This window comes from Mesorhizobium amorphae, assembly GCF_014843845.1.
GTDB classification, from domain to species: Bacteria; Pseudomonadota; Alphaproteobacteria; order Rhizobiales; family Rhizobiaceae; genus Mesorhizobium; species Mesorhizobium amorphae_A.
Window position 1 is genome coordinate 12,445 of the sequence record NZ_JHQS01000051.1, and the last position, 16,809, is coordinate 29,253.

The window sequence follows — 16,809 nt, forward strand, 5'->3', positions numbered from 1 at the left end:
CACCCGAGGGGATCCATGCGAATTGCTCATGTCGCGCCGCTTTACGAGTCGGTTCCGCCCAGGCTTTATGGCGGCACCGAGCGCATCGTTTCCTACCTGACCGAGGCGCTGGTCGATCTCGGCCATGAGGTGACGCTGTTCGCCAGCGGCGACAGCCGGACCTCGGCGAAGCTGGTGCCCGGGCGCGAATGCGCGCTTCGGCTTGATCCGCGCCCGAAGAAATCCGAAGTGGCGGCGCATCTTGCGATGCTGGCGGAGGTGCGGGAGCGGGCTGACCAGTTCGATGTCATTCATTTCCACCTCAGCCACTTCCTGCATTTTCCCTTCTTCCAGGATATGGCGGAGCGAACGGTGACGACACCGCATGGCAGGCTGGATTATGTCGATCTGGCGCCCGCCTATCGGCGCTTCCCGCGCTTTCCGATGATTTCCATCTCGCATAGCCAAAGGGGAGGGCTAGCCGACGCCAACTGGCTGGCGACGATCCAGCACGGGCTGCCGGTCGATATCTACCAGCCGATTTTTGAGACGGAGGCTGAAGAGCCTTACCTTGCCTTCCTCGGCCGGCTTTCGCGCGACAAGCGGCCGGACCGCGCCATCGAGATCGCCAGTCGTTCGGGGTTGAAGCTGAAGCTTGCGGCCAAGATCGGCGACGACGACCGCGCCTATTTCCACGAGGTGGTCGAGCCGCTGATCGACGGCGACCGCGTCGACTATGTCGGCGAGATCGCCGAAGGTGAGAAGGCTGAATTCCTCGGCAGGGCTGCCGGCCTGCTATTTCCCATCGACTGGCCGGAGCCATTCGGTCTTGCGCCGATCGAGGCGATGGCCTGCGGCACGCCGTCGATCGCCTGGAACTGCGGCGCCTTGCCGGAGATCATCGACCAGGGCGTGACCGGCTTTGTCGTCAATTCCATGGACGAGGCGGTGGCGGCAGTGCCAGCACTGCTTCAACTCGACAGGCGAAAGGTGAGGGCCGCCTTCGAAAAGCGGTTTTCCGCGCAGAGAATGGCCCGCGACTATGTAGCCGCCTATATGCGTCTGCTCGCCGGCTCAACCGAAGCGAAGGCCTCGTGAGCGATAGCGCTTGACCTGGGGCGTGGGGAGCAAACAGGAAAGATGTGACGGATGACAGAGCTCGACGAGCGCAAGCTTGATCCCGCCGTGGCCCTTGCCTCCCTTGACGAGACCGCGCCACGCGAGCCGCATCGGCTGTTCGCGCTTAAGCAGGGTGATTGTTTTGCCGTCACCGATGCCTATGGCGATATCAGAGGCGCCGGCGACGGGTTCTTCCGCGACGACACGCGCGTGCTCTCGGAATTCCGGCTGACGGTCGGCGGCAGGCGGACATCGCTGCTCGGCGCCTCGCTCAGCCAGGACAATGTGCTGTTCACCAGCAACCTCACCAACCTGCCAATCCAGAGTGTCGGCGGTCGCGACATTCCGCAGGGCGCGATCCATATCGAGCGCGTCAGGCTGTTGTGGCAGGACCGGCTGTTCGAACGCATCACGCTTTCCAATTACAGCCAGGAAACCTCGGCCATTCGCGTTTCGCTGCATTTTGCCGCCGATTTCCGCGACATGTTCGAAGTGCGCGGCTCGACGAGGCTGAAGCGCGGCATGGCGCATGCGGCCGAGATGGATGCGACATCGGTGCTGCTTCGCTATGACGGATTGGACGGGCTGGCGCGGTTGTCGGCGATCTCGTTCTCGCAGGCGCCCGATCAACTGACGGAGAGCCGCGCTGATTTCCTGATCGCGGTGATCAAGCGCAGCAGCAAGGTGCTCTATATCGAGGTCGGTCCGGAGGCGGCGGCCCCCCCCGACCGCGATCGCTTCCGCGCCGCCGCGGCGCGCGCCCGCTTCGGCATGCGGGCCAAGCGCCGCCACGGTGCCACCGTGCACAGTTCGGGTCGCGTCTTCAACGATTGGGTCGAGCGCGCCCGTGCCGATGTGGCGCTGCTCACCACCGAGCTTGCTACAGGACCCTACCCCTATGCGGGCATCCCCTGGTTTTCGACGGCATTCGGCCGCGATGGCGTCATCTCGGCGCTGCAGATGCTGTGGCTCAACCCCGGCCTGGCGCGGGGCGTGCTTGCCTTTCTCGCCCAGCACCAGGCGACGGAGACCTCGCCGTTCAGCGACTCGCAGCCGGGCAAGATCATGCACGAGACCCGCAAAGGCGAAATGGCGGCGCTGCGCGAGCTTCCCTTCGGCCGCTACTATGGCGGCGTCGACACGACGCCGCTCTACATCCATCTCGCCTGCGCCTATGCGGACCGTACGGGCGACATGGACTTCATCGACAGGCTGTGGCCGTCGCTCACTGCCGCCGCCGAATGGACGGAGGAGGCGAGCCGGGCGACCGGCTTCGTCACCTATCAGCGCGCCGCCGAATCCGGCCTCGCCAACCAGGGTTGGAAGGACAGTTTCGACTCGGTCTTCCACGCCGACGGCCGCATTCCCAAAGGCCCGATCGCGCTGGTCGAAGTGCAGGGCTATGTCTTTGCCGCCTTCCGCGGCCTGGCGGCACTGGCGCGCCGCCGAGGCGGATACGCACAGGCCGAGCATTGGGAGAGCCGCGCCGAAGAGATGCGGATCGCCGTGGAGCGTGACTTCTGGCTGGACGATCTCGGCTTTTACGCCCTTGCTATCGACGGCGCCGGCGAGCCCTGCAAGGTGCGGACCTCGAATGCCGGGCATCTCCTCTTCGTCGGGCTTCCCGAACCGGCGCGGGCGCAGATGGTAGCCGATCAGCTTTTGTCCGCGTCCTTCCATTCGGGCTGGGGGCTGCGGACGCTCGCCGACGATGCCGTGTTGTTCAATCCGATGTCCTATCACAACGGGTCGATCTGGCCACATGACACCGCCATCTGCGGCGTCGGCCTCGCCCGCTATGGCGAACGCGAAAGCGTGGTCCGGCTGATGAGCGGCACATTCGAGTCCGCCGTGCATTTCAACATGCGGCTGCCGGAACTGTTCTGCGGCTTTACCCGCTCGCCAGGCGAGGCGCCGATCGCCTATCCGGTCGCCTGCCTGCCGCAAGCCTGGTCGGCGGGCTCGGCCTTCATGCTGATGCAGGCCTGTCTCGGCCTGGAGATCGACGGCTGGGATGGCCAAATCCGGGTGACACGGCCAAGGCTGCCAATCGGTATCGACACGCTCACGCTCCGGCATCTGAATGTCGGCGACAGGGCGGTCGACCTGACCTTCCAGCGCGTCGGCGACCGGGTCGTCGCCTTTCTCGCCGATCGCCATGAAGGTTTGGTGCCGCTGATCGTCAGGACGTAGGCGGGATCGGAAAATATCGGAACCGATGGGCCGTTTGTGCGTTGCACAACCGTACCGCCTTATGGCGACCTGTCGCCGGCGACCGGCGGTGGAAATCGAAACAAGAAGAATGAGGCCTGCTACAGGGCCGGTGGCAAGTTGGCGTTCAATGACTGATTATGGCAGCGACTTTCTGTGGATTCTGATCCTGGCAAGTCTCGGACTTTCCGCTCTCGCGGTGTTTTTCTCGATATCCCGAAGGCATCGCGACAACACACCAGTCGTCCACAGCGCAGGCGAGGACGTCGCTTCTGAAGCGGCGCGCAAGGTGCTAAGGGAAATCGAAAAGAACGGTCAGTCTGTCGATGCGGCGCTGGTCACCTGGTCGCCCGAAACCTTGCGCAAGATTCTTCACGAGGACCTGCCGGAGGCGCAGGTTATCGTGGTTTCGAACCGCGAACCCTATATCCACAACGTCAAGGGTGATGGCGTCGAGCTGGTGGTGCCGGCCAGCGGACTGGTCTCGGCACTGGAGCCGATTACTCGCGCTTGCAGCGGAACCTGGATCGCCTATGGGGGCGGGACGGCGGACCGCCAGATGGTCGACGAGGACGACCGGGTGCAGGTGCCGCCCGGCAATCCCTCCTACGCCTTGCGCAGGGTCTGGCTGACGGAGGAGGAATATCAGGGCTACTATCTGGGCTTTGCCAATGAGGGCCTGTGGCCGCTCTGCCATATCGCCTTCACCCGGCCGATCTTTCGCGCCTCCGACTGGGAGGCCTATGAGGCCGTCAACCGCAAGTTCGCCGACACGGTGGTCGCCGAAGCGCGCAACGAACGACCGATCGTGCTGGTCCAGGATTACCATTTCGCGCTGCTGCCGCGCATGATCCGCGAACGGCTGCCCGAAGCGATCGTCATCACCTTCTGGCACATCCCTTGGCCGAATTCGGAAGTGTTCAGCATCTGCCCATGGCGCGAACGCATCCTCGACGGGCTGCTCGGCAGCTCGATCATCGGCTTCCACACTCAGTTTCATGCCAACAATTTCACCGAAAGCGTCGATCGCTTCCTCGAAAGCCGCATCGAGCGGGCAGATGCGGCCATCTCCTATGGCGGCCAGACAACGCTGGTGCATGCCTACCCCATCTCCATAGAATGGCCGGCGGAACTTCTGGCAAAACTGCCTGATGTCGATGCATCCCGCACCAGCCTGCGCGAGCGGTTCGGACTGAAAGCGGACGTCAAGCTGTGCGTCGGCGTCGAACGCCTCGATTACACCAAGGGCATTCTCGACCGTTTCCAGGCGCTGGAAGAATTGTTTATTCGGTATCCCGAATGGGTTGGGAAGCTGGTTCTCCTGCAGATCGCGGCACCCAGCCGCGGTACGCTGCCTGCCTACAAGCAACTCCACGATGAATGCCATCGCTATGCCGAAGAACTCAACCAGCGCTATGGCAGCAAAGGCTACAAGCCGGTGGTTATGGTGGCCGAGCATCACTCGCAGGAACAGGTCTACGAGATCTATCGCGCCGCCGACATCTGCATGGTCACCAGCCTGCATGACGGCATGAACCTCGTCGCCAAGGAGTTCGTCGCGGCGCGCGACGACGAACAGGGTGTGCTGATGCTCAGCACGTTTGCCGGGGCCTCGCGAGAACTGCTGGAGGCACTGATCGTCAATCCCTACGATCCGGCAATGATGAGCGAGGCGCTGTTGCAGGCGCTGACCATGACGCCCGAGGAGCAGCGGCAGCGCATGCGCCCGATGCGCGAGATGGTCCGCGACAACAATGTCTATCGCTGGGCCGGCAGCATGCTCTTGGATGCGGCCCGCCTGCGCAAGCGCAGCGAGCTTGACCGGGTCACCGCCGTCACCGAGCGCTCGGCGAACCCAAACGTCGACAATGTCGTCTCGATGGTCGAGCGCAGACGCATGGCGGCCGGACTACGATGAGGATCGCAAAGCCGATGACACCGAATTTGCCGGAGGGAAAATGGGCACTCTTCCTCGACATAGACGGCACCTTGCTCGAACACGCAGCGCATCCGGACAGCGTCTCGGTCAGCGATGAGTTGCGCAAGCTCATGCAAACGATGGAGCGGCGACTGGACGGTGCCGTCGCCTTTGTCACCGGACGCTCAGTTTCCGCCGTGGACCGGCTGTTCCATCCCCTGAAGATGCGCGTCGCCGGCCTCTACGGGCTGGAGCACCGGCTGACGCCGGACGGTCCGGTCGAGGCTGCCGACGAGCCGGCCGATATCGCCGCATTGGCCGACGAGATCGAAGCCGAACTCGGCAAGGGTGTCTATGTCGAACGCAAAGGTCCGGTGCTGGCGGTCCATACGCGCGCCGCACCGCATTTGCTGGCGCGGGCAACCAGGCTGGTCGAGATGGCGCTGGACCGGCTGCCCGAGGGATATCGGGTGATCGCCGGCAATGCCGGGGTGGAACTGATGCCGCTCGAAGCCGCCAAGGGAGCGGCCATCCGGCGCTTCATGGAAATCCCGCCCTTCATCGGCCGGCGCCCGGTGTTCCTCGGCGACGACACGTCGGACGAGAACGGCTTCGAGACCGTCAATGGCGAAGATGGGATCTCGATCCGGATCAAGCCGCGCGGCCCGACGGCGGCGCGCCATGTGATTGCCGACGTCGCCGACGCCATCGCCTGGCTTCATGCCAATTTCGGTGGCCCTGCCAAGGACGCCGGCCGCGATGCCGCCGAATAGGCCTTACCGGTTCATCGTTTCACGGAAACGCCGAACCGCTCTGTCCCTTTGTTTTGACGCAATTCCGGACGGAAAACCGCTGCGCACTTTTCCTGGAATTGCCCTAGACCGGAAACAGGAAGGCGGCACCCGGATCGAAAAACACCTGTCGGCGGTTGGGGGTGGCATCGTGCGCGGCCATGGCGGCGGAGGTCGGCCTGATGTCGATCTCTTGTCCGGTGGTGGTGCGCGCAACGATGCGCCGGCGTTCGCCATAGAAGGCGATGTCGACGACATCGACGGTGAGTTCGGCGCTCGCCGGGTTCCGCTCCAGGCGAAACGCCTCGGGACGGATCATCAATCTGGTCTTTTGTCCCCGTTCGAAACTGCCGTTCGCGCTTATGCCTGAGACGAGCGAGCCGTCGGCGAGACGGATGGTTGCCGCGCCGCCGACCGTTTCGAGATGCTCGGCGGCCAAAAAGTTCGAATTGCCGATGAAGCCGGCGACGAAATCGGTCGCCGGCCTGAGATAAAGGTCCTCGCCGGTGCCGGTCTGCTCGATGCGGCCGTCCTTGAACAACGCGATCCGGTCCGACAGGTGCAGCGCCTCTTCCTGATCGTGGGTGACGTAGAGAATGGTGACGCCGGTCTCGCGATGGATGCGGCGGATTTCGGCCTGGATTTCCTCGCGCAGCTTCTTGTCGAGCGCCGAGAGCGGTTCGTCCATCAACAGGATCGGCGGATCGTAGGCCAGCGCGCGGGCGAGCGCGACGCGTTGCTGCTGTCCGCCCGACAGCGCGCCGGGCAGCCTTTCGGCAAAGCTCTCCAGCCGCACCAGGGCCAGCATGTCGGCGACCTTCTTCTTCACCTCGGCATCCGGCCGGCGCCGGACGCGCAGCGGAAAGGCGACGTTCTCGGCGACGCTCAGATGCGGAAACAGCGTGTAGCGCTGGAACACCATGCCGATGTTGCGCTTGTGCGAGGGCACGGCGAGCAACGACTTGCCCTCGAGCAGGACGTCGCCGGAGCTCGGATCCTGGAAACCGGCAATGGCGTAGAGCGTCGTCGATTTCCCGGAACCGGAGGGTCCGAGGAAAGTCAGGAATTCGCCCTTGGGAATATCCAGCGTCACGTCATGCACTGCCGTGAAGGCACCGAATGCCTTGCGTAATTTGCGGATCGAGAGGAAGGGCTGGGTCATGTCTTGAACTTTCGGCGCAGCAGGGCCGCTACGATCATCAGGGCAAGGGTCAGGCCGACCAGCAGGCTGGAGGCGGCGGCGATCACCGGGCTGAGGTCGGCGCGCAGACTGCCCCAGATCTTGACCGGCAAGGTCTGCAAGGTCGGGCTCGCCATGAAGATCGCGACGACGACTTCATCCCACGAGGCGAGGAAGGAAAAGATCGCGGCGGAAAAGATGCCGATGCGGATCGACGGCAAGGTGATCCGGAGCTTGGCCTGGAGCGGACTGGCGCCGCAGACGATCGCGGCATCCTCGATCGACTTGTCGAAGCCCTCGAGCGCGGTCGCGATAGGGATGATGGCGAAGGGTAAGGCAAGCACGGTGTGGGCGACGACGAAGCCTATGGTGGTGCCGCCCAGCCCAAGCCGGAGGAAGAAGGCGTAGATGGCGATCGCGAACACCACGACCGGCAACACCATGGGGGTCAGCAAGAGGCCGCGCAGGATTTCGCGCCCACGGAAATTGCCGCGCACCAGCGCGAAGGAAGCAAGCAGGCCGATCAGCACGGCAAGGATCGCCGTCAGCGCGGCGATGCGGGCGCTGGTGAGTGCGGCTTCGAGCCAGGCCTGATCGGCAAACAATTCCTGGTACCATTTGAGCGTCCAGCCGGGTGGCGGGAAGGCCAGCCAGCGCGACGAGCCGAACGAGAGCAGCACGATGAACACCACCGGCAGAAGCAGGAAGGCGGCGACGAGCGCGGTGAAGCCGAGCAGGGCAGTCTTCAGCCATCCCATGCGGTCGTAGTCGAGCAGCATCTCAGATGCCTCCCGTCGCGCGTCTGGCGCCAACGAGGCGCAGCTGCAGCGCATAGAGCGCCATGGTGACGATAAGCAGGATGAAGGCGGCCGCACTGCCCAGCCCCCAGTTGAGCAGCGACTGGATCAATTGCGCGATCATCTCGGCAAGCATCATGTTCGAGGTGCCGCCGAGCAGCGCCGGGGTGACGAAATAGCCGAGCGACATGACGAACACCATCAGTCCGCCGGCGGCGATGCCGGGCAGCGACAGCGGCAGCAGGATGCGGCGGAAGGCCTGGAAGGGGCTGGCGCCGCAAAGGGCCGCGGCACGCAGGGTCATCGGATCGATGGCGCGCAAGGTACCGACCAGCGGCAGGATCATGAAGGGCAGCATGATGTAGACCATGCCGATGGTGACGCCGGTGAGGTTGTTGATGAGCGGCAGCGGCTGGTCGATGACGCCGATGGCCATCAGCGCCCGGTTGATGACGCCGGTGCGCTGCAGCAGCACCATCCAGGCATAGGTGCGGGTGAGCAGGTTGGTCCACATCGACAGGATGATGATGCCGAACATGACCGAGGCGAGCGCCGGCGGCATGATGGCCAGCATCCAGGCGACCGGAAAGGCAACGAGCACGGTGACGATGGTGACGACCGCGGCGACCAGGAAGGTGTTGAAGAAGACCCGCATATAGGTGCCGTCGCCGAGCAGTGCCGCATAGTTCTGCAGGCCGGGCGCGGGGTCGGTCACGCTGCGCAAGAGCAGGGCCAGCACCGGGACGACAAAGAAAAGCCCGATCAGCGTCAGCGCCGGCAGCAGGCCGCCAAGGCCTGCCGGCATCCGCATCGTCGCAATGCTCTGCTCAGTTTCCACCGACATGGCGTCACCCGGGTTGCGGAGCGGGACGACCGGGGCCGTCCCGCTCCTTGTCACGTGATGGCGGGCTTACTTCGCCTGCCACGCGTACCAGCGCTCCGCGATGGCATCGCGGTTGGCAGCCCAGTAGTTCATGTCGAGATTGATCTGACCTTCGACATGGGCGTCGGGCAGCGCCTTGACCGCATCGGCGGGCATTTCGGCCTTTGCCTTGGTGTTGATCGGCGCATAGCCGCTGGCTTCGGCGAATTTCGCCTGGCCCGTCGGGCTGCTTGCCGCGGCCAGGAACTTCATCGCCGCGTCCTTGTTCTTGGCGCCCTTCGGCACGACCAGCACGTCGGCGGCCGTCAGGTTCTGGTTCCAGGACACGCCGACATCGGCGCCGTCCTTCTCCAGCGCAAAGACGCGGCCGTTCCAGAGCTGGCCGAACGCCGCCTCGCCGGAGGCGATCAGCTGCTGCGATTCAGCGCCGCCGCCCCACCAGACGATGTCGGACTTGATGGTGTCGAGCTTCTTGAAGGCGCGGTCGAGATCGAGCGGGTAGAGCTTGTCGGCCGGCACGCCGTCGGCGAGCAGCGCAATCTCGATGACGCCAGGCGCCGACCATTTGTAGAAGGTGCGCTTGCCCGGATATTTCTTCAGGTCGAACATGTCGGCCCAGCCTGCCGGTTCGCCGGAGACGGTGCCCTTGTTCCAGGCGAGCACGAAGGAATAGTAGAAGCTGCCGACGGCATGTTCGGTGGTGAAGCGCGGATCGAGATCGGCCTTCGGCACCGCCTTGAAGTCGATCGGTTCGAGCAGGCCGTCCTTGGCCGCCTTGATGGCGAAATCCATCTCGACGTCGACAACGTCCCAGTTGACGCTGCCGGCATCGACCATGGCCTTCAGCTTGCCGTAATCGGTCGGGCCGTCCTGCAGGACTTTGATGCCGGATGCGGCTGCGAACGGTTCCGCCCAGGATTTTGTCTGGGCTTCCTGGGTCGTTCCGCCCCAGCTGGTGAAGACCATGTCCTCGGCCTTAGCGGCCGTGGTTGCCAGAAGTCCGGCAAGGATGCCGGCGAAGATCAGTTTCATGTCGTTCTCCTCTGTTTGTTGTCGTTGTTCGTTGCACTTCCGGATCGCTTTTGCCCGGCGGTGTTTCCTGGTCCGCGGCGGCTACCGCATGACGAAAGGATCGGGGATCGGCTCGTCCGAGGTGCGGATCCAGACCGATTTCGAGCGGGTGTAGTCGCGGATGGCATCGAGACCGCCTTCGCGGCCGAGCCCGGACTGGCCGTAGCCGCCAAACGGCACCAGCGGCGAGACGGCGCGGTAGGTGTTAATCCAGACGACGCCGGCGTGGATGCCGCGCGCCATACGATGCGCCCTGGCGAGATTGGTGGTGAAGACGCCGGAGGCGAGACCGAAGGGTGTATCGTTGGCGAGTGACAGCGCCTCAGCCTCGCTGTCGAAGGCGAGCACGCTCAGCACTGGTCCGAACAGTTCCTCGCGCACGCAGGCCAAGGTCTGATCCGCTGCCTCGATGATTGTTGGCGCATAGTAGAAGCCGTCAGCCTTGCCCTTGGGCCGCGCACCGCCGGTGACCAGATGGCCGCCGCCAGCAAGGCTTTCGGCGACGATGCTTTCGATCCGCTCGTGCTGGCGCGAGGTGGCCAGCGGACCCATTTCGGTGGCGGGATCCTGCGGGTCGCCGATGGCAATGGCCTCGGCCTTGCGCTTGAGCCGGTCGAGGAATTCATCCTTTACGGACCGCTCGACCAGCAGTCGCGAGCCGGCCACGCAGCTCTGGCCGGTGGCAGCAAAAATGCCGGCCACGACGGCGTTGGCGGCGCTGTCCAGATCGGCGTCGGCAAACACCACGACCGGGCTTTTGCCGCCAAGTTCGAGCGTCGTATAGGCAAGATTTTCGGCCGTGTTCCTGACGATTTGCCTGGCTGTCGAGGGACCGCCGGTAAAGGCAACGCGGGCGACCAGAGGATGGCTGGTCAAGCGGCGCCCGCAATCATGGCCGAAGCCGGTCAGGATGCTCACGGTGCCGGCGGGAAATCCGGCTTCGTGGACGAGTTCGGCGAAGGCGAGCAGCGGGGCAGGGCCATCCTCGGAGGCTTTCAGCACGACGGTGCAGCCCGCGGCGAGCGCCGGGCCGAGCTTGACCGCCGACAGGAAGAGCTGCGAATTCCACGGCACGACAGCGGCGACGACGCCGATCGGCTCCGGCCGGATCGTCACCTCCATATCGGCCTTGTCGATCGGAACGAACGAGCCTTCGTGCTTGTCGGCCAGCCCGCCATAATAGCGGTAGTAGTCGCCGACATAGGCGATCTGGGCGCGGGTCTCGCGGATGATCTTGCCGGTGTCACGGGTCTCGAGTTCGGCCAGCCGATTGGCATTGGCGACCACCAGATCGCCGAGCTGCACCAGAAGCTTGCCGCGCGCCGTCGCAGTCATCGACGCCCACGGGCCGGAGCGCAGCGCCCGATGCGCCGCTTCGACGGCGCGGTCGACATCGGCGGCCGTCGCGGCCGGCATCCTGGCCCACGGCATCCCCGTCGACGGATCGATACTGTCGAAGGTCATTGTCGACTCGACGAACTGGCCGTCTATGTAGTTTTTGAATGCTACCGTGCTCATGTCGGCCCCGCCTCCTGGAAAGCCGGCATCACCTTGTCGATGAAGAGTTGCAGCGACTTCTTCTTGCGCTGGTGCGACAGGCCGCTGTCGATCCAGATCGAGTACTGGTCGTAGCCTTGGGCTTCATAGGTCTTCAGCCTGGCGATCACCTCGTCGGCTTCGCCGATGACGAGATTCTGCCGGATCTTGTCCGGCGCGTATTGCGGCATGGCTGCGATCTCGGCCTCGGTCAGCGGCTCCAATATGCCCTGGCGCACCGGCTTCTTGTTCTGGAACCAGGCGCCGAACTGGCAATAGAATTGCGACAGGTCCTGCGTCAGGCGATCGGCATCGGCTGCATCCTCGGCCACGAAGGTGTGCATCAAGAGCATGATTTCGGGCCGCTTTATCTCCGGATGGGCGACGCAGGCCGTATTGAAGCGCTCCATGAGGCTCGCCACTTCGCCATCGCCGGAGGCAAGTGGCGTAACCTGCACATTGCATTTGTTGGCGACGGCAAAATCGTGCGAATTGGGGTCGCGCGCCGCCACCCAGATCGGCGGGTAAGGCGCCTGCAACGGCTTGGGTGACGAGGTCGTCGCGGGGAACGTCCAGAACTCGCCCGAAAGTTCGAAGTCGCCGTCCCACAGGCCGCGCAGCGCCGGGATCATCTCGCGCATGCGCTGGCCCGCAACCCACGCGTCCAGGCCGGGGAAGAGCCGCTCGTATTCATAGCTGTAGGCGCCGCGCGCGATGCCGATATCGAGCCGGCCGCCGGTGATGACGTCGGCCATCGCCGCTTCGCCGGCAAGCTTGATCGGGTGCCAGAAGGGCGCGACAATGGTTCCCGTACCGAGCCGGATGGTGCTGGTCTTCGCGCCGAGATAGGCGATGTTGATGAACGGGTTGGGCGAGATGGTGAATTCCATGCCGTGATGCTCGCCGATCCAGGCGGTCTCGAAGCCGGCCTGCTCGGCCAGCAGCACCAGTTCCTCCAGTTCGGCGACAAGCTCGGAATGCGGCTTCGTCAGATCCGAGCGTTCCATGTGGACGAAAAGCGAAAACTTCATCGGCTTCCTCTGCGACCGGATTGAAGAGCGGCGGGCGTGGCGGGCGTGGCCAATGGCCGGACTTCGCCTTCCACCTCATTGCCGACATAGACGCCAAATGCATCTTCGGTGCGTTCGCGCACATAGCGGGTCAGCATCGAACGAACCGCCGGGTCGGCGATGCTGAGATCGGCGATCTGGTCGATGTCGACAAGCCTGACCTGGCGATCGCCGGAGGCGGGAGCGTCGACCGTACCCCGGTAATAGACATGCGAGCGCGACGGATCCGACGCATCGTCCCAGACGGCAAACAGGAAGCCGAGCTGTGCGCCGATCCCATTTGCGGCAAGGCGCCCCTTGAGGCTGCGGGCATCCTGCGGCGTGCCCAGCCCGCGGCCGGCCGGCAGTTCGTGCAAGCCATCCGGTCTTTCGAAGAACAGCACGCGACCTTCGTTTTCGAGGATGGCGCCGACTTCGGTCCCTTGAGGTGCCGCCGCCAGCGCCTCCTGGCTGAGGCCCGGCGTGACATAGGTGCCGCGGCAGTAGCCGAGCGGCTGCGCGCCATTGTGGGTGAAGTCGCGGACACGGCCGATCAGGATCGAATGGTCGCCGGCGTCGACCAATTGCTCCATGTCGCAATCGAACACGGCGACCGAACCGTCGATCAAAGGATTGCCGGTCTGTCCGGATTGCCACGCCACGGCGGCGAACTTGTCGGCGGCCTTGGAGGCGAAGATGCCGGATTCGGTCTTTTGCGTCTCCGACAGGATGTTGATGGCGAAGCCCCTGGAGGTCGAGAAGGCCTGATGCCCAAGCGCCTTCTTGGCAATGCAGACCAGCACCAGCGGCGGCTCGAGCGAGACCGAGGTGAAGGAGTTGGCGGTGAAGCCGCGCGGCTCGCCTTCCGCGCCGATCGTCGTCACGATGGTAACGCCGGTCAGGAAGGAGCCGAGCGCGCGCCGAAATTCGGTGCCGTCGAAAGCAGGGGCGGTGCCGACGGAAGCATCCGCCGTCCTGTCGAGAAACGCCTTGATATGGTGAGTCAGCTTTTGCGGCGAAGCGATTGTCATCATGTGCTTTTCGCCGCCCAGAACCAGGCATTGGCCGTTTGGCGCAAGTCGCGCCATCGCTGCCGACATGGCTGGCGTGGAGTTCCTGTCTTCCGATCCGGTCATGAACAGGGCTGGAGTCGCAAGACCGGCCAGACGCTCGACATGCTCGGTATCGGCACGGGCAAACAGACGGTAGGTGCGGGCGTAGCCTTGCGCGTCGACGCTCTCGAGCGCGGTGCGGGCGGTTTCGGCAGCGCCGACAAGATCGGCCGGGATCGGATCGCCGAACCAGCGGGCAATCGTTGCGGCAATGGCATGTGGGTCGCCGTGACCGCCGAGCGCCGCCGCGCGCTCGCGCACCGCCTGGGCGAGTTCCGCAGGGCGGCGGAAGACCGCGTTGAGGCAGACGATGGAACTCACTCGGGACGGCGCGCGAAGCGCGATCTCCTGGGCGACGAGTGCACCCATGGAATGGCCGACCACGGCTACGGAAGCGAGGCCGAGATGGTCGAGCAAGGCGATTGCCTGATCGGCAAAGTCCGACAGTTCGGCGTGCTCGGGCGGCAAGGGTGAACCGCCATGGCCGAGCATGTCGATGGCGACCACATCGTGGCGGTCTTTCATCATCTCGATCTGAGGCTGCCAGATCGCGGCATTCATGCCGACGCCGTGGATGAACAGAACCGGCGCGCCGGAGCCGGCGCGGATGAAGCCGGTGCCATCGGGAGCCGTGCGTCGGATCAAGGCGGCGACGTCAGCCATGCAAATCACCGACCTCCTTGAGATCCTGATAGCGGTCGCCGATGCGATGGTGCGGACGGCCGCCGATGGAGGCGCCGAGCGCTACCACCAGTTCGTCGGGGGCGGGCGCGTCGCCGATCTGGAAATGCACGGTGAGATAGTGGGAGCGGCGGCCTTCGTCGTTCTTGTCCATCAGCGGGATCATGATCGGCGTGTTCGGCCCGCCGCGCAGATTGGTGAAGGCGAGATAGGTCTTGGCGCCGACGGCGCGGCGATAGTGGTTGCCGAAATGCAGCGTGTGGATCAGCGCCGATGCGTGCTCGATCTCGCCCGACGTGCCGCAGATGGCGGCCTTGCCGTAGCCTTCGATGGCTTCGCCCGAACCCGCGACGGCGATGATTTCCCGCGTCAGCAATTCGCCCAGGACGGGAGCAATGGCGCGGATCTCGGGCGAGAGATCCTCAGTGAAACCGCGGCCAGCCCAGGGATTGGTCAGCACCGCGGCGACGCCGATCAGACGCAAGGGACGGGGTGTCGCCTTGCCGCCTTCGATCAAGGTGTTCTCGATGTAGGTGACGGTCTTTCGAATGGCCGGTTTCATCAGATGTCCTTGGTCGCGATGGCGCCATGCAACGCCGTCATCCCTGTATCGTCTTATGGTATACCATGCTATGGAGCGCCAAGAACCTTGTCAACCGGTCATGGAATCTGTTTTGTGGCAGCGCGAGGAGGCGGAGAGAAAATGTCAGACGATACGCTGCGGATCGACCGCTCCGCCAAGACGCTGAGGACGCTGGCGCTGGAGCGCATGCGCGAGGCGATCATGGATTTCCATTTCCAGCCCGGTGAGCGGCTGGTCGAGCGGCCGCTTTGCGACCAGCTCGGGGTCAGCCGGTCGGTGGTACGCGAGGTTTTGCGGCAGCTCGAAGCGGAAGGCCTGGTGCAGATGATTCCGGGCCATGGGCCTGCCGTGGCCAAGCCCGATCTCGGCCGCACCGACGAGATCTATGAATTGCGGGCGTTGCTGGAGGGCATCGCCGCGCGGGCCTGCGCCATGTCGGCGACGGACGGGCAGGTCGCGTTGCTGGACAGCGCGCTGGCCAATTTGTTCGAAGCATGGGCATCGGGCCAGCCGGTCGAGGTGATGCGGGCGACGGCCAGCTTCTACGAGGTGCTGTTCGAGGCGGCCGACAAGCGGATCGCCTGGGAAATCGTCAACGGACTGAATGTCCGTATCAACCAGCTCCGATCCATGACCATCGCCTCGGAAAACCGCCGCGAGCCGGCGATCGCCGAAATGACCGAGATCATGGATGCCATCCGCTCACGCAAGCCGGAAGAGGCCGAGGCGGCAGCGCGGCGGCATGTCGAATCCGCCTGGAAGATCGCGCGCAACGCGCTTCGGCTGGGCTCCCTCGACTAGCATCGGCCCTGATCTTGCGGGCAGCAGCGTCGCCGAGCCGCGATTGGTCTGGGCTAATTCTTGTCCACCGGCTTCGAGCGCATCCGCGAGACCGTCTCGCGCTCGGCCCGCTTGGAGCGCAGCGGCGGCAGGCCGCGGTCGATCAGGTCCATGTCCTCCAGCACCATGTCGCCCATGCGCTTGAAGGCGATGTCGAGCGCGCCGGCGCGGTGGGCCGATCGCAGGAAGCCGGGCAGCGCGCGCACCGGATGGTCCTGCGCCAGCGGCTCTTCCGGGAAGACGTCGCTGGCGGCGACGATGTGGCCGCTGCGGACGGCGTCCATCAACGCGGGAAAATCGACGACGCCGGCGCGGCTGAGCAGGATGAAGGCGGCGCCTTTGCGCATTTTCGCGAAGGCGTCGGCGCCGAGAAAGCACTGGTTCTCGCTGGTCACCGAGGCGACGACGAAAACGAAGTCGCTCTGCGACAGCACCTCGTCCAGCGATGCCGGCTCGACGCCATTGTCGATGAGGATTGACGGCGGCAGCCAGGGGTCGAAGACTTTTGTCCTGGTACGGAAGCCCGACAGCAGCCGGTTGAGCGCGCGGCCGAGGTCGCCGAAGCCGACGATGCCGACATCGGCGCCCGACAGCAGGCGTGCCTTCTGGTTGCCGTCGCCGCCCCACAGCTCCTTGCCCTGCCGAAAGGCGAGGTCGGCATCGACGATGTCGCGAGCGAGGTTGAGCGTCATGGCAAGGCCGAGCTCGGCGACCGGCTCGGCAAACACCAGCCCCGTGGTGACGACATGGATGCCGCGTTGAAACAGAGTCTCATAAGGCATGTTGTTGAGGAGATTGGTCTCGACGTTGAAGACGCAACGCAGCGCCTTCAGGCTTTCGAGCGTTTCGGGCGTGATCGGCGGCTGGCCGACGATATAGCGCGCCTCGGCAAGCACATCCGCCGGCAGCTTCGCCACGCCATCTGGCGTTGTCTCGACAATGCGGTATCCTGCCCGGAAACGCGCCAACTGTGGTGGCGTGAAGATGAGGTCGAGCGTGCGCGGTTCCGGCGCGCTGATGACCAGCGGCGAGGCACTGTTAGGCATGGCAAATTCTCCC

At 64.6% G+C, this 16,809-nt stretch carries 14 protein-coding genes; 5 read left to right on the top strand and 9 right to left on the bottom strand.

Going from position 1 to position 16,809, the window contains the following annotated elements; all coding sequences use genetic code 11:
• Window positions 1-15: 15 nt before the first annotated feature.
• From DH08_RS18515 to otsB, 4 genes are all read left to right on the top strand, one after another.
• The gene (locus DH08_RS18515) at window positions 16-1,077 is read left to right on the top strand and encodes a glycosyltransferase family 4 protein (protein WP_192180697.1); all 1,062 of its coding nucleotides are present in this window, start codon (window positions 16-18) and stop codon (window positions 1,075-1,077) included.
• Between the two features lie 51 nt (window positions 1,078-1,128).
• Window positions 1,129-3,291 (top strand): amylo-alpha-1,6-glucosidase, encoded by a 2,163-nt coding sequence (locus DH08_RS18520; RefSeq protein ID WP_192180698.1) that lies wholly within the window; start codon window positions 1,129-1,131, stop codon window positions 3,289-3,291.
• Between the two features lie 148 nt (window positions 3,292-3,439).
• Window positions 3,440-5,227: an alpha,alpha-trehalose-phosphate synthase (UDP-forming) gene (locus DH08_RS18525; protein WP_192180699.1), complete on the top strand. Its 1,788-nt coding sequence runs from the start codon at window positions 3,440-3,442 to the stop codon at window positions 5,225-5,227.
• A 14-nt stretch (window positions 5,228-5,241) separates the two neighbouring features.
• Window positions 5,242-6,000 (top strand): trehalose-phosphatase, encoded by a 759-nt coding sequence (gene otsB, locus DH08_RS18530; protein WP_428338599.1) that lies wholly within the window; start codon window positions 5,242-5,244, stop codon window positions 5,998-6,000.
• A gap of 103 nt (window positions 6,001-6,103) precedes the next feature.
• Here the strand turns inward: otsB and DH08_RS18535 are convergent, their stop codons facing one another.
• The 8 genes from DH08_RS18535 to DH08_RS18570 all read right to left on the bottom strand — a co-directional run bounded on the left by DH08_RS18535 (window position 6,104) and on the right by DH08_RS18570 (window position 14,889).
• A complete protein-coding gene (locus tag DH08_RS18535; protein ID WP_192180701.1) occupies window positions 6,104-7,180 on the bottom strand; it encodes an ABC transporter ATP-binding protein in 1,077 nt (358 codons plus the stop codon).
• Window positions 7,177-7,977 carry an ABC transporter permease gene (locus DH08_RS18540; protein WP_192180702.1) on the bottom strand — a complete coding sequence of 267 codons (801 nt, stop codon included), beginning with the start codon at window positions 7,975-7,977 and terminating at the stop codon, window positions 7,177-7,179. Before DH08_RS18540 ends, DH08_RS18535 begins: the two co-directional genes overlap by 4 nt.
• 1 nt (window position 7,978) lies before the next feature.
• Window positions 7,979-8,839, bottom strand: a complete 861-nt coding sequence (locus DH08_RS18545; protein ID WP_192180703.1) for an ABC transporter permease — start codon at window positions 8,837-8,839, stop codon at window positions 7,979-7,981.
• A 66-nt stretch (window positions 8,840-8,905) separates the two neighbouring features.
• A complete protein-coding gene (locus DH08_RS18550; protein WP_192180704.1) occupies window positions 8,906-9,910 on the bottom strand; it encodes an ABC transporter substrate-binding protein in 1,005 nt (334 codons plus the stop codon).
• A gap of 81 nt (window positions 9,911-9,991) precedes the next feature.
• Window positions 9,992-11,467, bottom strand: coding sequence for an aldehyde dehydrogenase (locus DH08_RS18555; RefSeq protein WP_192180705.1), 1,476 nt, complete (start codon window positions 11,465-11,467; stop codon window positions 9,992-9,994).
• Complete coding sequence (locus DH08_RS18560) at window positions 11,464-12,516, bottom strand: LLM class flavin-dependent oxidoreductase (RefSeq protein ID WP_192180706.1); 1,053 nt, start codon at window positions 12,514-12,516, stop codon at window positions 11,464-11,466. The genes DH08_RS18555 and DH08_RS18560 overlap by 4 nt, the downstream gene beginning before the upstream one ends.
• Window positions 12,513-14,309, bottom strand: a complete 1,797-nt coding sequence (locus DH08_RS18565) for an alpha/beta fold hydrolase (RefSeq protein WP_192180707.1) — start codon at window positions 14,307-14,309, stop codon at window positions 12,513-12,515. Before DH08_RS18565 ends, DH08_RS18560 begins: the two co-directional genes overlap by 4 nt.
• Window positions 14,302-14,889: an amino acid synthesis family protein gene (locus DH08_RS18570; RefSeq protein ID WP_192180708.1), complete on the bottom strand. Its 588-nt coding sequence runs from the start codon at window positions 14,887-14,889 to the stop codon at window positions 14,302-14,304. The genes DH08_RS18565 and DH08_RS18570 overlap by 8 nt, the downstream gene beginning before the upstream one ends.
• 141 nt (window positions 14,890-15,030) lie before the next feature.
• On the opposite strand from DH08_RS18570, the gene DH08_RS18575 reads away from it, so the two are divergent.
• Window positions 15,031-15,711, top strand: coding sequence for a GntR family transcriptional regulator (locus DH08_RS18575; RefSeq protein ID WP_192180709.1), 681 nt, complete (start codon window positions 15,031-15,033; stop codon window positions 15,709-15,711).
• 53 nt (window positions 15,712-15,764) lie between these two features.
• Here the strand turns inward: DH08_RS18575 and DH08_RS18580 are convergent, their stop codons facing one another.
• A complete protein-coding gene (locus DH08_RS18580) occupies window positions 15,765-16,796 on the bottom strand; it encodes a hydroxyacid dehydrogenase (RefSeq protein ID WP_192180710.1) in 1,032 nt (343 codons plus the stop codon).
• Window positions 16,797-16,809 lie beyond the last annotated feature (13 nt).

Coding starts and splice junctions, on each gene's coding strand:
- otsB (WP_428338599.1), top strand. CDS start 5,242: ATGACACCGAATTTGCCGGAGGGAAAATGGGCACTCTTCCTCGACATA.
- DH08_RS18570 (WP_192180708.1), bottom strand. CDS start 14,889: ATGAAACCGGCCATTCGAAAGACCGTCACCTACATCGAGAACACCTTG.
- DH08_RS18565 (WP_192180707.1), bottom strand. CDS start 14,309: ATGGCTGACGTCGCCGCCTTGATCCGACGCACGGCTCCCGATGGCACC.
- DH08_RS18560 (WP_192180706.1), bottom strand. CDS start 12,516: ATGAAGTTTTCGCTTTTCGTCCACATGGAACGCTCGGATCTGACGAAG.
- DH08_RS18535 (WP_192180701.1), bottom strand. CDS start 7,180: ATGACCCAGCCCTTCCTCTCGATCCGCAAATTACGCAAGGCATTCGGT.
- DH08_RS18550 (WP_192180704.1), bottom strand. CDS start 9,910: ATGAAACTGATCTTCGCCGGCATCCTTGCCGGACTTCTGGCAACCACG.
- DH08_RS18520 (WP_192180698.1), top strand. CDS start 1,129: ATGACAGAGCTCGACGAGCGCAAGCTTGATCCCGCCGTGGCCCTTGCC.
- DH08_RS18575 (WP_192180709.1), top strand. CDS start 15,031: ATGTCAGACGATACGCTGCGGATCGACCGCTCCGCCAAGACGCTGAGG.
- DH08_RS18540 (WP_192180702.1), bottom strand. CDS start 7,977: ATGCTGCTCGACTACGACCGCATGGGATGGCTGAAGACTGCCCTGCTC.
- DH08_RS18515 (WP_192180697.1), top strand. CDS start 16: ATGCGAATTGCTCATGTCGCGCCGCTTTACGAGTCGGTTCCGCCCAGG.
- DH08_RS18580 (WP_192180710.1), bottom strand. CDS start 16,796: ATGCCTAACAGTGCCTCGCCGCTGGTCATCAGCGCGCCGGAACCGCGC.
- DH08_RS18545 (WP_192180703.1), bottom strand. CDS start 8,839: ATGTCGGTGGAAACTGAGCAGAGCATTGCGACGATGCGGATGCCGGCA.
- DH08_RS18555 (WP_192180705.1), bottom strand. CDS start 11,467: ATGAGCACGGTAGCATTCAAAAACTACATAGACGGCCAGTTCGTCGAG.
- DH08_RS18525 (WP_192180699.1), top strand. CDS start 3,440: ATGACTGATTATGGCAGCGACTTTCTGTGGATTCTGATCCTGGCAAGT.